Origin of the sequence: uncultured Chitinophaga sp., assembly GCF_902168175.1 — a bacterium.
In the GTDB taxonomy this organism is placed as follows: domain Bacteria; phylum Bacteroidota; class Bacteroidia; order Chitinophagales; family Chitinophagaceae; genus Chitinophaga.
Genome location: NZ_CABHOU010000076.1, coordinates 151,846 through 169,655, shown reverse-complemented (window position 1 = coordinate 169,655; position 17,810 = coordinate 151,846). Strand labels below are relative to the sequence as shown.

General features: G+C 48.7%; 14 protein-coding genes. 13 read left to right on the top strand and 1 reads right to left on the bottom strand.

What is annotated here, in order from left to right:
* Positions 1-14: 14 nt before the first annotated feature.
* The 12 genes from QZT80_RS17990 to QZT80_RS17935 all read left to right on the top strand — a co-directional run bounded on the left by QZT80_RS17990 (position 15) and on the right by QZT80_RS17935 (position 16,070).
* Positions 15-431, top strand: coding sequence for a 6-carboxytetrahydropterin synthase (locus QZT80_RS17990; protein WP_295125154.1), 417 nt, complete (start codon positions 15-17; stop codon positions 429-431).
* Positions 432-757: 326 nt separating this feature from the next.
* Complete coding sequence (locus QZT80_RS17985) at positions 758-1,639, top strand: AraC family transcriptional regulator (RefSeq protein ID WP_295125150.1); 882 nt, start codon at positions 758-760, stop codon at positions 1,637-1,639.
* Between the two features lie 85 nt (positions 1,640-1,724).
* Entirely contained in the window at positions 1,725-2,783 is a 1,059-nt protein-coding gene (locus tag QZT80_RS17980; RefSeq protein ID WP_295125147.1) for an NAD(P)-dependent alcohol dehydrogenase, read from the top strand.
* Between the two features lie 24 nt (positions 2,784-2,807).
* Positions 2,808-3,545: an SDR family NAD(P)-dependent oxidoreductase gene (locus QZT80_RS17975; RefSeq protein ID WP_295125144.1), complete on the top strand. Its 738-nt coding sequence runs from the start codon at positions 2,808-2,810 to the stop codon at positions 3,543-3,545.
* Between the two features lie 259 nt (positions 3,546-3,804).
* Positions 3,805-4,368 (top strand): sugar O-acetyltransferase, encoded by a 564-nt coding sequence (locus QZT80_RS17970; RefSeq protein WP_295125140.1) that lies wholly within the window; start codon positions 3,805-3,807, stop codon positions 4,366-4,368.
* A gap of 11 nt (positions 4,369-4,379) precedes the next feature.
* Positions 4,380-4,850, top strand: coding sequence for a cupin domain-containing protein (locus QZT80_RS17965; RefSeq protein WP_295125137.1), 471 nt, complete (start codon positions 4,380-4,382; stop codon positions 4,848-4,850).
* 8 nt (positions 4,851-4,858) lie between these two features.
* Complete coding sequence (locus QZT80_RS17960) at positions 4,859-6,037, top strand: NAD(P)-dependent alcohol dehydrogenase (RefSeq protein WP_295125134.1); 1,179 nt, start codon at positions 4,859-4,861, stop codon at positions 6,035-6,037.
* A gap of 45 nt (positions 6,038-6,082) precedes the next feature.
* A complete protein-coding gene (locus QZT80_RS17955) occupies positions 6,083-6,478 on the top strand; it encodes a cupin domain-containing protein (RefSeq protein WP_295125130.1) in 396 nt (131 codons plus the stop codon).
* Positions 6,479-6,788: 310 nt separating this feature from the next.
* On the top strand, positions 6,789-13,808 hold the full coding sequence (locus tag QZT80_RS17950) for an autotransporter-associated beta strand repeat-containing protein (RefSeq protein ID WP_295125127.1): 7,020 nt from the start codon (positions 6,789-6,791) through the stop codon (positions 13,806-13,808).
* 121 nt (positions 13,809-13,929) lie between these two features.
* Entirely contained in the window at positions 13,930-14,508 is a 579-nt protein-coding gene (locus tag QZT80_RS17945) for a TetR/AcrR family transcriptional regulator (protein WP_295125124.1), read from the top strand.
* 71 nt (positions 14,509-14,579) lie between these two features.
* Positions 14,580-15,029, top strand: coding sequence for a peptide-methionine (R)-S-oxide reductase MsrB (msrB, locus tag QZT80_RS17940; protein ID WP_295125122.1), 450 nt, complete (start codon positions 14,580-14,582; stop codon positions 15,027-15,029).
* A gap of 9 nt (positions 15,030-15,038) precedes the next feature.
* Positions 15,039-16,070 (top strand): LLM class flavin-dependent oxidoreductase, encoded by a 1,032-nt coding sequence (locus QZT80_RS17935; protein WP_295125119.1) that lies wholly within the window; start codon positions 15,039-15,041, stop codon positions 16,068-16,070.
* A gap of 68 nt (positions 16,071-16,138) precedes the next feature.
* On the opposite strand, the gene QZT80_RS17930 is transcribed toward QZT80_RS17935, so the two are convergent.
* Positions 16,139-17,077 carry an alpha/beta hydrolase gene (locus QZT80_RS17930; RefSeq protein ID WP_295125116.1) on the bottom strand — a complete coding sequence of 313 codons (939 nt, stop codon included), beginning with the start codon at positions 17,075-17,077 and terminating at the stop codon, positions 16,139-16,141.
* A 243-nt stretch (positions 17,078-17,320) separates the two neighbouring features.
* On the opposite strand from QZT80_RS17930, the gene QZT80_RS17925 reads away from it, so the two are divergent.
* On the top strand, positions 17,321-17,641 hold the full coding sequence (locus QZT80_RS17925) for a DUF6660 family protein (protein WP_295125113.1): 321 nt from the start codon (positions 17,321-17,323) through the stop codon (positions 17,639-17,641).
* Positions 17,642-17,810: the final 169 nt, after the last annotated feature.

Sequence of the window (17,810 nt, the reverse complement as noted above, 5' to 3'; positions counted from 1 at the left end):
AATATTATTAAGTAATGCTGACTTTTCTAACCCGCCGCGAGCGCTTTAACGCCGCACACCGTATGTACCGGCAGGATTTAACTGAAGAAGAAAACCTGAAAATGTTTGGCAAATGTGCCAACCCGAATTACCATGGCCACAACTACGACCTCTTTGTAACGGTAAAAGGCGAAGTAAATCCCGAACGGCCTTACATCATCGACCTTAAAGAATTGAAGGTGATCATCAATGACCTGGTGATCGAAAAGCTCGACCACAAGAATCTTAACCTGGACGTGGATTTTATGGCAGACAAGATGGCTTCCACGGAATTACTTTGTGTCGAGATATTTAAGCTGCTGCAGGGGCCTTTAGAGGCTTATGAGGGTGTTTTCCTGCATTCGGTGAGGCTTGCCGAGACGGAGAACAATAGTGCGGAGTGCTTTGGCTGACGGCACCATCAATAATACTATATTAACTAAAGGACCTGAAGTTACCTTAAAGTGTGAAGAGAGTTACCTGGGAGTATAGAGAGAGAGCTGGTAAAATCCCATCATTTCATTCAAAACATGCTTACGCGGGCTCGTTTACCAACGGCCCGCTTTCCGGCTTTACAGCCATTCAACGACGCCAAAAGGTTTGAAATTCTTAATAATTTGTTTGATAATCGTTACCCAATCCGCCCGACCCTCGCTACCTTTGCCTCGGATCCGGTTACAGCAGCCTGTACCACATAAAACCCGGCTACCGGCTGCATTGATTTTCTTAACTTTAGGATATGAGTAGTTCCAATGCACCCCGATCACTGTCTGAATACAACAATCACTTAAAGCTAAAGGGCTTTAATGCGTTTCAAATTGAAAGTGACGGGAGTGCTACTAAAATATACAGCCGCAAGGACTTTTATAAAATATGCCTGACAACAGGCAAAAGTATCATCCACTACGCAGACAGGAGTTATGAAATGGACGGCACCATCCTGTTCTTCGGCAATCCGCACATCCCCTACTCCTGGGAAACGATTTCTACGAGTTACGTGGGATACACCTGCCTGTTTTCAGAAGCATTCCTGAAACAGTCGGAGCGCTCTGAAAGTCTGCAACAATCCCCGTTCTTCAAGATAGGTGGCACCCCAGTCCTGAACATCACAGAAGTGCAAAGGGAATTCCTGAACACACTGTTCATTAAGATGATCGAGGAGCAGCAAACGGATTATACCTATAAGGACGAGCTGATCCGCAACTATATCCACCTCATTATCCATGAGTCGCTGAAACTGCAGCCGTCTGACAACTTCGACAGGCACACGAACGCCTCTTCCCGCATTACCGGTGTATTCCTGGAGTTGCTGGAGCGGCAGTTCCCGATCGAAACCACCGACCGGCCGTTAACGTTGCGAACCGCCTACGATTACGCACAGGAGTTGTCTGTTCACGTTAATTACCTGAACCGCGCCGTGAAGGACACTACCGGAAAATCGACCACCACTCACATTTCAGAGCGCATCATTACAGAAGCTAAAGCATTGTTGCAACATACGGAGTGGAACATTGCAGACATTGCATATGCGCTGGGCTTTGAGTATCCGACCTACTTTAACAACTTCTTTAAAAAGATAACCGGCACCAATCCGAAATCACTCCGGGTGCAGCAGGCTTAACATCAATATTGGATTAATTACAGGCAGGACAGCCAACCTTTTGGCTGGATATCTGTAATGCTAATTAAAAAAATAATAACAACATATGGAAACGAAGAACACAAAAGCGTACGGCACCAGCGCAGCGGAAGCTCCATTACAATCAATGGACATTAAACGCCGCGTAGCTACCCCTCATGATGTAGAGATCGAGATCCTTTTTTGTGGTGTTTGCCACTCCGACCTGCATACTGCCCGCAACGAATGGCACGGCACCGTGTACCCATGCGTACCCGGTCATGAGATCGTTGGTAAAATAGTGAGCGTTGGCGGCCATGTCAATAAATTCAAAGTAGGCGACGTAGTAGGCGTTGGCTGTATCGTGGACTCCTGTCGTGATTGCCAGTACTGTAAAGAAGGCCTGGAGCAATTCTGCGAACCCGGTATGACTGGCACCTACAACTCACCCGATAAACACCTCGCAAACACCCCTACCTTCGGCGGTTATTCCGAACGTATTGTAGTTGACGAAAACTATGTATTACGTATACCAGGAAATCTCGACCTCGCCGCTACAGCGCCGCTTCTGTGCGCAGGCATTACCACCTACTCCCCGTTGAAACACTGGAACGTTGGTCCCGGTAAGAAAGTAGGCGTTGTAGGCATTGGTGGCCTGGGCCATATGGGCATCAAAATCGCCAAAGCAATGGGTGCACATGTAGTAGCCTTCACTACCTCTCAAAGTAAATTTGACGAAGCCCAGCGCCTCGGTGCCGATGAAGTCGTATTATCGAAAGATCCTGAGCAGATGAAGAAATTCAGAGGCCAGCTGCATTTCATCCTTGATGCCGTATCCGCCGAACATGATATCAACGCCTATCTTAACCTGCTGCGCGTAGACGGATCGCTGGCATTAGTGGGCGCACCAGAACTTCCATTACCGGTAGCTGCCTTCAGCGTGATTATGGGTCGTAAAAGCTTTGCCGGTTCTATGATCGGCGGCATTGCCGAAACACAGGAGATGCTTGATTTCTGTGGTGAGCATAACATTACAGCCGATATCGAAATGATCAATATCGACCAGATTAATGATGCGTATGAGCGCCTGTTAAAAGGTGATGTGAAGTATCGCTTTGTGATTGAGATGGCTTCGCTAAAAGGTTAAGTTTAAGATATACATTAACGCATTATGGCACGGATATTTATCACGGGATCGGCAGCAGGGCTGGGACAATTTACCGGACAGTCATTAATCAGCAAAGGGCACGAGGTGGTGCTGCATGCGAGGAATGAAGCCCGAGGCAAAGAGGCGCTGAACGCAACACCGGGCGCAAAAGCGGTATTACTCGCCGACCTGTGCGAGCCGGAAGCTACGAAAAGGCTGGCCGCCGAAGTGAACGGGATGGGGCCGTTTGATGTCGTGATCCATAATGCCGGGGTTTACCAGGCGCCAGCGGCGCAACTGCTCGCAGTAAATACGCTGGCGCCCTACATCCTGACCTCACTGATAAAGATGCCCCGCCGCCTCATCTACCTCAGTTCGGGAATGCACCTGGGAGGGCACGCAAACTCTTCCGATATCAAAAACAACATTAACCGCATTAGTTATTCTGATACCAAACTGCACGTTCTAATGTTGTGCAAAGCCGTGGCCCGCAAATGGCCTGCCGTTTACGCGAACGCCGTTGATCCCGGATGGGTACCTACAAAGATGGGCGGAGCAGGCGCACCGGACGACCTTCAAAAAGGCTTTGAAACACAGGTTTGGCTGGCAGATGGCAAAGGCAAGGAAGCAAATGTGTCGGGCAAATATTTCTTTCATCGTGAAGAACAGTCCTATCATACCGGAGCAGACGATCTGCAATTGCAGGAGCACTTCCTGGAAGTGTGTAGGGAAGTTACGGGAATAAGCTTCCCGGACAGATAAAAAGCCATCTGCCTTCCATATTGTAAAAAACCATCGCAAAGATTCTTTATCGTCCAAACTGAAACAGCAATAAAAACTTACCTCCCTTTTAAGACAGGCATCTATTCTAAGCCCCTACTGGAAAACGATCTCTTCAACCATAACCTCTATAAACCTCACCGTACAAACTGCCTGTAGGTTTGAAATTCTTAATGAATGGTGTGATAATCGTTAACCTTCCCCTTAATTAATGCTGGAACTTTGTATTAATGATTACTATATGAGTAAAACTATTTTTGAGCGAGATAAAACAGGCGAAACAATCCCCCTGAACGATCCGGACTATCCACAGCTTTTCGATATTATCAGGAAGGCCATGCGGACTACAGCCGAACTGAACAACCTGGTAACCGATGATCTGGAATTAATCAGGGCGATATTCAATAAATTGACCGGTCGCCCTGTAGACGATACTTTCTTCCTGATCCCGCCATTTTACAGCGATTTCGGAGAGAATATCTTTATTGGGAAGAACGTATTTGTGAACCACGCCTGCACCTTTATGGACCGTGGCGGCATCACACTTGAAGACAATGTGCTGATCGGCCCGAAAGTGAATTTGATCACCACCAACCATCCTACAGACCCTGCCGCGCGGCGAGCCACAATATCTCACCCGATAGTGATTAAAAGAAATGCCTGGATAGGCGCAGGTGCAACAATCTTACCCGGTGTAACAATTGGTGAAAATTCAATTGTGGCAGCCGGAGCCGTTGTTAACAAGGATGTGCCCGACAATACTATTGCGGGTGGCGTGCCTGCCAGGATTATTAAATCTATCTAAAATATATGTTTATGAATGGTATGATAAAAACACTTCTCCTCTCATTCATGGTGATTACCGCCTGCAAAGAACCTGCCGCCCCTACCGTCGCAAATGGCATTTTCCCCAAAGGAGAAGCGGGACCTGCTGCCAACTTTACCGGTAAGGCCTGGAATACGGGCCTCGTTGCCGCAGACAGCACTTATAGCACACTGGTGGGCAATGTATACTTCGAACCAGGCGCAAGAAGCAACTGGCACATCCATCCTGCCGGACAGATACTCATAATCACAGATGGTGTGGGTTATCACCAGTTAGAGGGACAGCCAAGGCAAACAATAAGAAAAGGTGATGTGGTAAAATGCCCTCCCAACATATTGCATTGGCATGGCGCGAGCGCGGACACCGGCATGCAGCAAATGTACATTGTGCCTAACGTTGAAAAAGGCATCGTGGATTGGAAAGAGCCGGTAACCGACTCCGTATACAACAACAAAAACTGATAATGACCATGAAACAATCCAATACATCCAGAAGAAAATTCATTCAGCAGGCTTCTCTCGCCGGCACCGGCCTGATGCTCGCCAGCCCCTTATCCATTTTCTCACAAAGAAATAGCTTGACAACAATGAGCAACAACATAAAATCGAAAGGTTACGCGGCAAAAGATGCTTCCGGTAAACTCAGTCTGTGGGAATTTGATCGCCGCCCGATCGGGGATAACGATATTCTTATCGATATTAAATACGCTTCTATATGCCATTCCGACATTCATCAAATGAAAGGGGACTGGGGCAAACAGCAGTATCCACAGGTGCCGGGACATGAGATCGCAGGAATTGTGGCGGCAGTAGGCAGGAATGTAACAAAATTTAAAGTGGGCGACAGGGCCGGTGTTGGTTGTATGGTAGACAGTTGCATGGAATGTGACAGTTGCAAACACGGCGAAGAACACTATTGCGACAACGGCAAAACGCTCTTCACCTACGGTGCGCCCGATGCCACCTCGCCTTCGGGCATCAGCCAGGGTGGATACGCTACCAATATCGTTGTAAGAGACCATTTTGCCGTACATATCCCCGCGCACATCAGTCTGCAGGAAGCCGCCCCACTGCTTTGCGCCGGCATTACCACTTACTCCCCGTTGATGAAAGCAGATTTTAAGATTGGCGATAAGGTTGGGGTTGCAGGCATCGGCGGACTGGGTCACCTGGCGGTGAAACTTGCCGTATCAAAGGGTGCAGAAGTGTACGCGTTTACCACATCTCCCGATAAGGTAAAGGATATCCTCGCATTTGGTGCAAAAGAAGTGATCATAGTCGATAACCCCGCCAAACTTCAGCTCTACAAAAAAATGCTGAACTATATGATTTCCACCATACCTGTACAATATGACGTTGCGGCCTATTCTTCAGTAGTAAAACCCGGCGGCTTTTATACCCAGGTAGGCATGCCTGTTGGCTTCGAGTTAATGCTGAGCAATATCGGACTGGCTAATACACGGGTTAATTTCAACGCGTCACTGATAGGCGGTATACCCGAAACACAGGAGGTAGTGCACTACTGTGCCGACAATAAAGTGCTTCCGCAAATCCAGGTAATTAAAGCAGCGGCCGTAAATGAAGCCTGGACTAAAGTTTTAAACAAAGAAGCAAGATATCGGTATGTGATTGACGCATCCACCATTTAACACATAATAACAGTACATTTAATCTTATAACAAACAACATTCATCATGCAAATTACAAGAGTCGGCACCAAACCTTCCGGCAAAGGCCCGGAGGATTGGTTTACCGGGGCGGTCAGGATCGATCCGCTCTTTGACCCCAACGACGCCAGGCGCGCCGCATCCGCCAGTGTAACCTTTGAGCCTGGCGCCAGAACGGCCTGGCACACACATCCGCTCGGTCAAACATTGATCGTTACCGCCGGCTGTGGCTGGGTACAGCGTGAAGGTGGCCCCATTGAAAACATTTATCCCGGCGATGTCATCTGGTTTGAGCCAGATGAAAAACACTGGCACGGCGCCACTCCCACTAACGGGATGACGCACATTGCCATTCAGGAGAATTTGAATGGCAAAGTAGTGGATTGGATGGAGCAGGTAACGGATGAGCAGTATAAAAAGTAGATGACGATAAATGACAGCTGTACAAGTATTTTGTGCGGCTGTTTTTCTTTAAACGCCCTGGAAAACATCTATCCCCACCCAATAAAAACCAATATCATCCTGCTTAATCGATAATGCGTTGCTATTTCAGGATAGTACAGGACAGAGATTCCCCACCGTCGTTCTAAATTAAACTATAAATCTAAAATTCGTCATACACGTATTTCTGCCTCATACAACCTTGAGGCAGGAGCAGGAATAGTATTGCCCAAAAATGGCCAGCAAGCCTGAATCCACGATTGAAAATTCATCACGTTATTATTGTAATTCCATGAAAAAACGCTACACTTTCAGACGGGCATACCTGTCTTTATTCATCCTGATATTTTCTACCTTGTCCGACATCCCCATTCATGCGCAAACACTGGCTTTCCCCGGTGCGGAAGGTTTTGGCAGATACGCCACCGGCGGGCGTAACGGTACTGTTTATCATGTAACAAACCTGAACAATGCGGGCGCAGGCTCTCTGCGTGATGCAGTAAGCGCGCCTGACAGGATCGTTGTGTTTGATGTGGCGGGCGTGATCAGGATCACTTCGCGCATCGTGGTATCACGCAACATCTATATTGCCGGGCAAACTGCGCCGGGCGAAGGGATTACGGTATATGGAAACGGCTGGAGCTTTTCCGGGGCCGACAATACCATTTGCCGGTACATGCGCATACGTATGGGCATTGTAGGCGACGCCGGTAAAGACGCCAATGGTTTGGCAGATGGGCAGAATATCATTTTCGATCATTGCTCTGTATCATGGGGCAGGGATGAAAACTTTTCCATCAACGCGGCTACCGCCAAAAACATTACGATCCAGAACAGTATTATCTCGCAGGGACTGCTCACCCACTCTGCCGGCGGGTTAATGCAGGTAGATAGTGTTACGCTGTACCGGAATTTATATGTAGACAACAGCACGCGTAACAACAAAATAAAAGGCATTAACCAATACGTGAACAACATTATTTATAATTGGAAAGACGGGGCTTATATTATGGGCGGAGAGTCGGAAGGGCACTCCTACGCCAATGCCATCAACAACTGTTTTATACAGGGGCCATCAAAGGGCGTAGCTCCTTTCAACCTGGGTAACCTGAATTATCATATTTATGCTTCGGGCAATATTTCTGACAACAACCGCGACGGTGTATTCAATCCTTATGTAATTCCACCGGGCGAATATGTAGGCCCTCCCGATTTCCAGGCCAGCCCTTATCCTTATCCCAGTCTGCCAACGACACCTGCCAATGAGTTGATCAATACCGTATTGCCGGCCGTGGGCGCAAGTTTGCCTTACCGTGACTATGCAGATTATTACGTGATTAATGAAGTAACATCTTTCGGTAAAAAAGGAGAACTGATCGCGAATGAAAACACTCTTCCGTTTGGCGCGCCTACAACCTGGAATTTGTGGAGCGGCAACACCCGCATTGATACCGATAACGACGGCATGCCAGATGAATGGGAAAACTTGAATGACACCAATCCATCTGCGGATGATGCCATGGTTATCAACAGCTCGGGCTACACGAATATTGAACGTTATATTAACAGCATTACCGGCGACAACTCGCAACCTTACCTGCGGGCGCCTATGAAATTGAAACAGGATTCCGCCACCCAAAACACCGTTTATATTTCCTGGCTCGACTATACGGAAAAAGAACAGGGATATGTGGTGGAAAGAATGGTGGATGGAACCTGGCAGCAAACCGGCGCTACCGGCATCGATGAAAACTACTTTGCTATAACCGGCCTGCAACCGGAGGAATCGGACACATTCAGGGTGAAGGCATTTAATGCAGGTGGAACATCCGGATACTCCAATGAATTTATAGCAAAGGCAAAACCGGTTGAAGTACCGGTATTAAATCCCAACACATTTGCAGCTGCCTTAACCTGGACAGGCGCCATCAGTCAGGACTGGGACCTTACTACCCAAAACTGGCGTGACAGCGCAAATACGCCGCTCCCGTTTACAGACAGCAGCAGCGTTGCCTTTAATGGCGCGGGCAACACCATCAACATCACCGCACCGATGGCCGCCGGGGATATGTTGATCAACAGTGCCGCCAACTACAGCTTCTCCGGAGCGGGTTACATAACCGGCACGAAGTCGGTTAACAAGTCGGGCAGCGGTGCACTTTCTTTACTTACCAGGAACACCTACACAGGTGCCACCGTATTACATAGCGGCACTATCGAACTTAACACGCTCGCGAACGGCGGCGCTCCCAGTTCAATAGGCGCATCTGCCAACTATGGATTTAACTGGGTATGGAAAGGTGGAAGCTGGTTATATACTGGCGCCACAACAAGCACCGACAGAAATGCCGTACTCGATAACAGCAGCGAGTTCAATATCAGCAACAGTGCTGCTACCGTTACATTTAATGGCGTACTCTCCGGCGATGGAGGCCTGATAAAAGCCGGTGCTGGTAAGCTGATTCTTAAAAATGCCAACCCATATGCCGGGGAAACGATTATCACCGGTGGCATACTAGAAGTAAACCCTGTGAGCAGCGCTACCCAGGAAGGAAACATTATCGACAACAACAGGGGGATAGGCACCGCGAACATACTCCGCCTTCACAACGGCACCTACCGCACCGCGAATGGCAGTACCACGATCTACGAAAACTACCCGCTTCAATTATATGTAGATGATAGCACCGTCAATGGCTTTGAGCCTTATCGCCTCGCTAATTTATCCATGACGGTACACGGCGGTGGTACCCTTCACTATACCATTCCATACTTGCGTGAAATCATCCAGGGCGACTGGAGCGATTTTTCCGGCACGCTTGTAGCCCATGGCATTAACACAGAAGATACTTATAGCTTGCTGGCTATCGACAACAGTGCCGGGTTCCCGAACAACCGTATTGTGACTACCGGTAATACAAAAATTGCTGCCTACAGCAATGAGAACGTATTTTCTATAGGAGGATTGTCGGGCAATTCGGGTACATTCCTCTCCTGTGGCGGCACCAAATCTCCGAGCTTCGGTAATGGCGTTACGACTTATATTGTAGGAGGTGCCGGCACCGACGAAACCTTTAACGGCATTATCAACAATCATCTTTATGGATATGCCTCTGAAGGCAGCGGCACCACTACGATCGTTAAAACAGGCGCCGGGTTATGGCGACTGAACGGTAACAACTCTTACGCCGGCACTACAACCGTGGAAGAAGGAAAACTGATCGTAAACGGCACCAATTCCGGTATTGCGAACGTAACGGTGCAGGCAGAAGGGATATTAGCAGGCAAGGGCGCTATTGCAGCAGCAGTAGCGGTTGCAGGCACACTTGAACCCGGCGATAGCTCTATCAGCACCTTTACGCTGAAAGACAACCTTACGCTTGAAACTACCGCTATCACGAGCATCGACATCAACAAAACAAACAACACCTGGGATGTGATAAGCGTCGCGAAAGACGCGGTGTATGGCGGCACGGTTAAAATCAACTTTACCGGCACACCTGCTTCCGGCGATAAATTTAAAATATTCAATACCGCCGGAGCGGTGCAGGGTAACATTACGCAATTTATTCCCGCTACACCGGGGCCTGATTTACTTTGGGTATTTAAACCTGGTACGGGCGAAGTGGCCGTGCAAAGTCCGAACTTCGTAGAGGCGCCATCCGCCCTTAGTTTAAATGCACCCGTAGCGCCTGCAGGCGTTGCAAGTACTATCAACTGCAACTGGACAGACAACTCCGACAACGAAGATTATTTCATCCTGGAAAGGAGTATTGACAACGAGACTTTCGTGGACATCGCCCATCCTGCCGCTAATGTTACCGCGTTTAACGACGGTGGCCTGCAGGCGGGTACCACCTACTACTACAGGATTAAAGCACATAGCGCCCTAAGCGAGTCGGTCTATAACACCGTCGCTTCGGTTACTACGCCAGCAGCGGGCACACTCCCCTCCGCAACTACCACACCTTCCCCACTGAATGGCACCAGCAATATCATGCTGAACAACCAGGCATTTTCTATGAGCTGGAATGGCAATTATGCGGATACTTATGAAGTATACCTTGGTACAGACACAGGCAACCTGGTAAAACTGGGCGATGTACCAGCATCCTCCGCCACCTTTATACCTGCCGGCCTGGAGCCCAATACACAATACTTCTGGCGCATCGATGCGAAGAACATTAACGGCACCACCACCGGGACCGTATGGAATTTCCAGACGGCCAACATCCCTAAAACAGTAGCGGGCGACTATCGTTCATCCGCCAGCGGCAACTGGGGAACTTCATCCGTTGCTACATCGCTCTGGGAAGTATTTGACGGCAACAACTGGAACAGCACCACCGTGCCCCCATCAGGCTCCGTATCCACCGTAACTATCAAAACAGGACATACCGTGGCCTTGAACGCTACCACAGCCGTAAACAACCTTGTGGTAGAAAATGGCGGCGCGCTTATTTCCGGCACCAGCGATGGAGGAAGTGGCACGGCTGCTGCCAGAAATCTTCGGGTGATCAGCAGCGTGAACAACTTTGGCACCGTGGGATCAAGCGCCACGTCGGCCAACAGGGTGAACTTTGAAGGTTACCGAGCGAATGGCAAGATCTTTATCACCGGCACCAATACATTCTACCTGAACACCTTCACTGTAAACGGCCAGGCCAAAACAGTAGAAGTGGTGATAGATGCTAACCTTAACCTGGCCAGCTACATGCGCGCTCACTACTCTACTTCTACTACCCTGCCATGGACCACCGACTCCCAGAACGATGATAACATCACGATCACGATCAATGAAGAAAAAACAGTAACGATGGGCAGTTCCGGTTACCTGCAGGCGGGCAGCAGTCCTACCACCAACACCATTGGCGAATTTGGCAACTATACATTCAATATCAACGGCACGCTCGATATGCGGTCAACAGGCACTTCCTGTATAGTGGGTCATGCCACATTAGGCAGCACCACTACTATTAATATCAACGGCCGATGGCTGATGGGCAACGCCATTCGTTTTATCACCTCTGCCACCACACCATCTGCAGGTACGGTAGCACTCAATATCGGGAAAGATGGTATTGCAGATGCTGGAGCAAGGACGATCGGCTCTAGCAATACCGCCACCAACCTGGTGGTGACCAACAACAACTTTACACCCGGCGTATACTTCAACATCGAAGGCGATGGCCAGTTGAAAACGAGGGTCGCCACCAGTGCGGTTACTTATCACATTGGGGCTGGTAACGTTTACAGTCCGGTGAGATTAACGAATGCAGGTACTGCAGATGTAATTGGTGTAGGCGTTAAGCCCAGTGCAGACCTGCCCGTTACAGATACTACAAGGATCGTGAAAAGACAATACAACATCTTACCAACAACCGCAGGCGTAACAAATCTTACCGCCGGTTTTGGCTGGCTGCCTGTAAGTCAGGCTGCTAATCTTACAACATCCGGCGCGCTTGTACAAGGCCGCTACAGCAACCACAGCTGGATAGAAACACCCGCCACTATTTCAGGCGCGGGCACTTACGCAAGTCCGTACTACGCCACTGCCGCAGGTCATACGACATTTGGCAGCTTCGTGGTGGGCCAGTCCGGCGCCATCAAAGACCTGGAAGCACCCATAGCGCGGGCCAAAGATGTGGAAGTAACACTGAGACTTGATGGCACCGCATCCATCAGTGCAGCACAGGTAAATGACAGTTCATCAGATAACAGCGGGCAAGTTACCCTGGAAGTTTCCCCTGCTCATTTCACCACGGCGGACGTTGGAACAGATACAGTTACACTTACCGTAACAGACGCTACGGGTAATGCGGCAATTGCCAAAGCACTGGTAACGGTGAAGAAACGTGCCGTTACCATCACCTACAGCGGCGACAGTACCGAACAATACTCCGATCAGCAGGCGTTAGCGGCAATACTCACCGACCAGGAAACAGGCACAGTACTCGCAGGCAAAACAATCCATTTCGATTTGGGCAACCAAACCGTGAATGCTACGACCGATGCCAGTGGAAAAGCAACTGCTACCCTGATTGTTTCCCAGTCGCCCGCCACCTACACCCTATCGCCCGTGTTCGACGGCGACCCATTGTTCCTGGCGGCTGCGGACAGCACATCGTTCACCATTCTTCCGGAAGATGCCAGGATGTATTATTCCGGCAGCACGTTTGCAGGCACCGGTACTGGTTCCGCCTCCACCGTAACATTAACCGCGACCATCCGCGATATTACCGCCGAAGCAAATGCTGCCGATCCATTTGCCGGTGATATCAGGAATGCCACCGTTACGTTTATCGACCGGGCTACCAATACTGCCATCGCCACCGTTCCGGTAACACTGGTAAATGCAGGCGACCCCAGGATAGGGACCGCTACTTACAACTGGAACGTTGAGCTGGGTGCTAATAATGCCAGGGAATTCACGATAGGCGTTGTGGCAGGTGGTGCTTACCAGCGCAATGCTTCAGAAGAAAACACCATCGTTACCGTAGCCAGATCGGTCAGCGACTTTGTAAGTGGCGGAGGTTTTGTTCAACTGAGCCGTTCCGCAGGCACAAAAGCCGGTGACGCGGGCAGCAAAAACAACTTCGGCTTCCATGTGCGGTATAACAAAAACACAAAGAAACTGGAAGGCAGCTTTAATACGATCATTCGTCGCACCGAAGCGAATGGCATACGCGTTTACCAGGTGAAAGGGAATGTCCCCACCCTGTTAACCGCCACTCCAGCGTTGGGTTTGATACCTGCCAAGGCCTTATTCACCGGCAAGGCTGTGGTAACGGACATCACCAATCCACTAGTACCAGTGTTGGTAGATGAAACCGCCACGATGTTCGTTGAAATGAGTGATCGCGGTGCTTCCGGCAGCAATGATGCCATTGCCATTTCCGTAAGGAATAAATACGGTAGTTTATGGTTTGCGAGCAACTGGTACACCATCATTAATGCAGAGCAGGTACTGAGCGGCGGAAATGTAAGCGTCAACAGTGGCTTCACCTTAGTACTGCCCGGCCTTTCATCTGCCCCTGAACAAACCATGGCCGACAGCGATGATAGCCAGATGAGCGTAACCCTTGCACCTAACCCCACCGCCACCCATACCAACGTGGTTGTGAAAGCAAATCCGAACAACGGAAGTCTGCTCATCAACGTGTACGACCTGACGGGGAACCTGGTAGAAGCTAAAAAGGTGATACCGACCGGCACTGCTATTGAAATTGGCAGGAATTATAAAGCCGGCCTTTACCTGGTGGTAGTGAACCAGGGAGGTGTTCAGCAAACAGTGAAGCTCGTTAAGCAGTAATCTTAATTTTAGAAAAAGAGAAGCCGCTTCGGGTCCGAGGCGGCTTCTTCATTTACGCCACTTTTACCATTCTGAATCATTTGTTTCAGAATTCGTATATTTGCATTTCAAAGCACAGATTATGGCGCGCAACGTAGCATTTAATGAAGAGCAGGCTATCCAATACGCCATGGAGGTTTTTTGGGAGAAGGGATACAACGGAACATCGCTCCGCGACCTGACCGATGCTATGAAAATCAATAGCAGCAGCCTTTACAATACCATTGGTGATAAACAGGAGCTGTTTGTGAGGTGCATCAGGCATTATACCGATATCCGGAATAAAGACCTTCAGCGGCGTATAAAAAGCAACGCCTCTCCTCTTCAAATATTGACTCAATATATAAATGATGCGGTTGGCCTGATCACCAGCGAGCGTAACAGTTGTATGGCGGTAAAAACTGCGTTTGAGGTAGCCAATAAAGATATCAGGATCAAGGAAATACTTAAAATGGATGGTGAAAACACGTACCGTTTCTTATGCCTGCTGATCAATAGTGCCATCCGTCAAAAGGAAATATCGGATACCGAAAACCCTGAGCTGCTGGCCGATTACCTGATAAGCATGCTGACAGGCTGGTACGAATCTTATATCCTTCATAAGGATGCGGATAAGATCAGGAACATGGCACAGTATTTCATCCATCAGTTATCCAAATAAAAAAATTACCTCGTTTTGAAACAATCATTTCAAAACATCAGTATACATAGTTATCACAAAAAAAGAAGTTTATGATGTTAAAATGGACGGATGTTGTAGGGTTTGCCAGTACAGGTAACCCGGTACCTGATAAAAAGGTGGTAAAAACGAATGAAGAGTGGAAGCAACAGCTTACGCCCGACCAGTTTAAGATTACCCGCTTAAGTGGCACCGAGCGTGCGCACAGCTCTGACATGTGCTCATTATTCTCACCTGGGAAATATGCCTGCGTATGTTGCGGCACTTTACTTTTTGATGCCAGCGAAAAATTTGACAGCGGCACAGGCTGGCCATCATTCACACAGCCGATAACCGAAAATGCAGTAGCCTATCATAAGGATGAAACATACGGCATGGTGCGGATCGAAGCTGTTTGTAACACCTGCGACGCGCATTTGGGCCACGTGTTCCCGGATGGGCCTGCACCAAGCGGATTAAGATATTGCATGAATGCATTATCCTTAGAAAAAGAGAAGTTATAAAACCTGACAATGGAGACTACAAAAAAACAAGTTGCCTGGTCCATCCTGGAACTGGCAACTATACCACAGGGTGGAAGCATCGAAAAAACGCTTCAGCATAGCGTTGAGCTGGCGCAAAGGGCAGAACAGCTGGGCTACCGCCGTTTCTGGCTGGCCGAACATCATAATTTTGTACATATCGCCAGCGTGGCTACATCTGTACTAATCGGCCATGTAGCCGGTAATACGCAAAGCATCAGGGTAGGATCAGGCGGCATTATGCTGCCCAACCACTCGCCACTGATCGTATCCGAGCAATTCGGCACGTTAGGCAGACTGTTCCCGAACAGGATAGATTTAGGGCTGGGCAGGGCGCCCGGTACAGACCAGGTAACGGCACACGCTATCCGCAGCGACAGGATGAAGGCGGTATACAATTTCCCCGGTGAAATTGAACAGATACAGCAATATTTTTCTACAGATAACACCTCATCGCAAGTGCGGGCCGTTTTGGCCGAAGGCACCAACGTACCGCTCTATATCCTCGGCTCAAGCCTCGACAGTGCGCACCTGGCGGCAAAAATGGGCCTCCCCTATGCTTTTGCCAGCCATTTTGCGACCGGCATGTTCCTGCAGGCGATCGCTACTTACAGGAAAGAATTTCAACCCTCCGCCGTACTCGATAAACCGTACATCATTGCAGGCGTGAATGTGATTGCCGCCGATACAGAAACTGAAGCACAACAAAACTTCACTTCGCTGGTAAAGATGATGCTGGGTGTTTTCACCGGTAAAAGTGAACCGCTTCAGCCACCGGCCGAGCTTACGCCGGACCTGCAACGTGTACTGCAGGAGCCGATGTTCCGCGACCTGTTACGCTACTGTTTTGTAGGAACGAAGGAGCAGGTTGCCGAAAATCTTGACAGATTTTTAGCGGAAACGGGGGTGGATGAACTAATGGTGGTAACGAATGCATACGATCATCAATTCAGGCTGCGGTCTTTTGAAATATTGGCTGAAGTCATGATGGAAAGACAGGGGCAAGAATTGGTCAAAGCGTAAATAATTTAGCTACAAAATAAAGAGGCTGTCTCGCTTGAGCAGCCTCTTTATTTTGTAGCCTGGCAATGTTAAAAAGTAGGCGGCGGTGCATTTAAATCTGCATCCAAAAAACCCATAATCATCGGTATCAGCACATCCATACGCTGCATCATACCGATATGCGTAGTACCGGGTAGAATAGCCAGTCGCGAATGCGGCAATCCATGTAAATCGCCCATCTTTCCACCGCCTTTTGCGCGGAATAGTTCCAGCGCATGCTCATATCGCACACCATCTGCATCGCCAATAGCCATCAGGACCGGGGCTTTTATGGCCTTCACTTCTTTGCTCCAGTCATAAGGTTTCAGATCTATCCTGATGACCTTTCTTATATAGTCATCGAAACCAGCAGGGTCGTTACCGAGGCTATCGTATTGCTGCTGTATAGGTGAACCTTTGAACATCTCGGGTGTCATAGTGGCAAAACTGGCTTCTACTTCGGGCCACCAGCCATTGTTGGCGTAGACGCCAGATAACACGACCAGTCTGCGTACCTGCTCAGGATGGCGAACGGCTACCTGGAAAGCTACTCCGCCTCCCATACTGTATCCCAGCACATCGGCACTATCTACTTTAAGGTGTTTGAGTAATCCTGATACATCATCTGCCATACCCTCATAACTCATTTCACGCGGAATGTCTTTTGTACGGCCATGCCCCTGCATTTCTGCTACAATCACCTTCCGGTCTTTCGCCAACTGTGGTATAACATGCGACCAGTTCAGCGGAATATTCATATAAGAGCCATGCAACAACACAATAGGTTTGCCACTGCCATATACCTCGTAGTACATCTTTAATCCGTTGACATCTGCATAACCGGTTTCTGCGGGTTTTATATGCCCACTATCTGCTGTTTCATTCTTTACAGCTAAAACAGACTGATCCTCTTTAGGACGAGGCTGGCAGGAAACTAACAGGGCCAATGGCATTGCGAATAAAAAACTGGTAATAGTAAGCTTGTTCATATCATATGTGGTTTACGATACAAATATCGGCACTGCTTTTACATCATCCGGCGTGGTATTGCGACAATGATAGGGGTAAATGCGACAGGGGCATCCTTCACTTACTACAAGCAAATTGCAACAATTATGCAAACATTCTTTAATACGCCTAAATCCCTCATGGCAGGGAATTTAACCCTAATATCGAACGGTCAATACTTCCTTATCATGTTCCACGTAAGCAAAAACGTCTATATTTGCTACATGCGATTAAGTGCTATCTTGGTTATCATCGTTATCATGATGCAGGCGTTAATACCCTGCTCGGACAGCTTTACGTTGTCGGCTGATGGCACGCAGATAGAACAACACCTGGCCAACTCGCATGACGATACGCATAAAGATATAGATCAATGCGGCCCTTTTTGTGAGTGCAGCTGCTGCGCCACCCATACTGTTTTGCAACACGCGGTTGACTTTACGTTCATTCAGACCACTTACAAACAACGATACACCGTTTACACGCAATCTGAAAAGTTAGGCGTATCCGCTTCTATCTGGCAGCCTCCCCGGTTTGTTGCTTAATCCTGTTACAGGATTGATGGGCCTATTCCGGCCAAAATTTCCAATTTATTTATCAAATGCGATGGCAATGACCTGTTAAAAAGTCATTCCGAAAGTTGGCGTACTACCACCTGAAAAGCGGTGTGCTGTTGAGAGCATCCTACCGTCCCATGATGGATGGAGGGCTTAT